This is a genomic window from Arcticibacter sp. (assembly GCF_045629565.1).
In the GTDB taxonomy this organism is placed as follows: Bacteria; Bacteroidota; Bacteroidia; order Sphingobacteriales; family Sphingobacteriaceae; genus Arcticibacter.
Genome location: NZ_JAZQRL010000080.1, coordinates 1 through 1,678 on the forward strand (window position 1 = coordinate 1; position 1,678 = coordinate 1,678).

Here is a 1,678-nt window from a genome sequence, read left to right on the forward strand (position 1 = left end):
GGACTTTTCTACCTTTGAAGTGGTAAACTATTCCAAAGCCGGAAACGGGTATTGGGTAGAAATGACCATCTCTGCTGTGCATAATGAACACAGTGAAGTTGCACGCTACATCTTTGTTCAAAACATCGTCACCTCCAGGAAGCTCAGGGACGTCCAGATCACAGAACAAAACACGGTGCTCAAGAAACTGGCCTGGACAAATTCTCACCTGGTCAGAAAGCCAGTTGCCTCCGTTTTAGGCCTGGTAGAACTGGGAAAAACGGCGGAGAATGTGGAAGAATTAAAGGAGATTCAGGCCTTAATTGAAGTCTGTTCCACAGAACTGGACAGTATAACTAAGGAAGTTGCCACAGAAATCTACAACCGGAATTTTGATGGTTTTACGGCCGTTTAGGTAGAGTCTGGTAAACTCCATGCTCAGGTGTAAAGGTGATCTGGTGATTTCAGATCTATTGAAAGTCAAAGCAGCATCCGGCACATTAAGACACTCTCGGGCAAATAAATGACCTGGGTACTTTTCCAAACGAAAATCCAAGCGTTATTTCATGAGAACCATTCTGGTTGTTTCCCAGTGCACTGGTCACCGCATCCAGTTGCAAGCGGTATGCATAATTTACCGTTGCTGTGGTCGTCGACTGGGCACCGAGCTGATCCGAAGTAAGCTGCAGGCCTACACCCATTTTTCGATCCCGGGGATCCAGGATCCCATCCAGAGAGGCAGTCATGGTCTGCGGTGCGCCTTCTACGCCAACCCATTGGGCACGCAAACCCAGCTGTGCAAACCATTCTTCCTTATAACCTGCATAAGCCGGGTTCACACTTAAGCTGTTGAATATATACCGGCTAAACTGAATATTTTGCTGGGCATCAGCCTGCCCCGCGAAGCTAAGTAAGAAGCTCCCAAGAGCCAAAATGTTGGCAACTTGTATAAGAATCATTATTTGTTATCCTTGCCTGAATGCTCAGTGTAGTTGCAGCATTGGCTGGCAGGGTGTTGATCATCCAGCCGCCCGTGCTATTGTTGTAACCTGTTCCTGAAGAGACTGATACGAACGAATATCATATTGGAAGCAAATCATTTACGGTTACTTCTGTAGCCGCAATGTTGCCTATATTTCTGGCGTTTAACGTTATTGTAACGACATCACCTATTCTCGGGGAAGGGTTATCGAACTGCTGGGTAATTTCCAGATCCACTTGCGCGCGGGCAGCGGTACTTAGCGTGAAAAATACGATAGAAAGCAGGACAAGCTTTAAGAATGAAGTCCCCCAATACGGGGATACCGGCAGCAGAAGATCAGCCCTTATCGTATGCCAGAGAACCACTCCATAGTGCAAAGCAATTCGGAACAAAGAGACATTCAGCTTATACTTGGCTTGTAAGCAGCCTCTATCCTGCTAGGGCCGCGCCAGGGCCTTGGGCCGGGGTCGGTGCGGCGTTGATCCGGCTGCAACCGAAGCAACCCCGAAGCAACCCCGAACCAACCTCGAAGCAACCCCGAAGCAACCTCAAATAGACACCTTCCGAATGACAGACTGTCTCGTCCTGAAATAGCTATACACCATTTGATTGATAATCCTGGATTTACTATACACCTGGTGCATATAATCCTGCAATAACTTTACACCTTTTATAATCCTGGGATCACCTTACCGGAGGTGTTTTTAGTAAATTAGT

2 protein-coding genes and 1 pseudogene are annotated in these 1,678 nt (G+C 47.3%); 1 reads left to right on the plus strand and 2 read right to left on the minus strand.

The genetic code is table 11. From position 1 onward, the window contains the following. Nucleotides 1-394, plus strand: a 394-nt coding sequence (locus ACKI5J_RS10095) for a hypothetical protein (RefSeq protein WP_407429084.1), incomplete at its 5' end; no start/stop codon positions are given. Nucleotides 395-479: 85 nt separating this feature from the next. Here the strand turns inward: ACKI5J_RS10095 and ACKI5J_RS10100 are convergent. Both ACKI5J_RS10100 and ACKI5J_RS10105 read right to left on the minus strand, forming a co-directional pair. After that, nucleotides 480-938: a PorP/SprF family type IX secretion system membrane protein gene (locus ACKI5J_RS10100; RefSeq protein WP_407429086.1), complete on the minus strand. Its 459-nt coding sequence runs from the start codon at nt 936-938 to the stop codon at nt 480-482. Continuing rightward, nucleotides 886-1,326: pseudogene (locus ACKI5J_RS10105) on the minus strand (DUF11 domain-containing protein). Before ACKI5J_RS10105 ends, ACKI5J_RS10100 begins: the two are co-directional and overlap by 53 nt. Between the last annotated feature and the right edge of the window lie 352 nt (nt 1,327-1,678).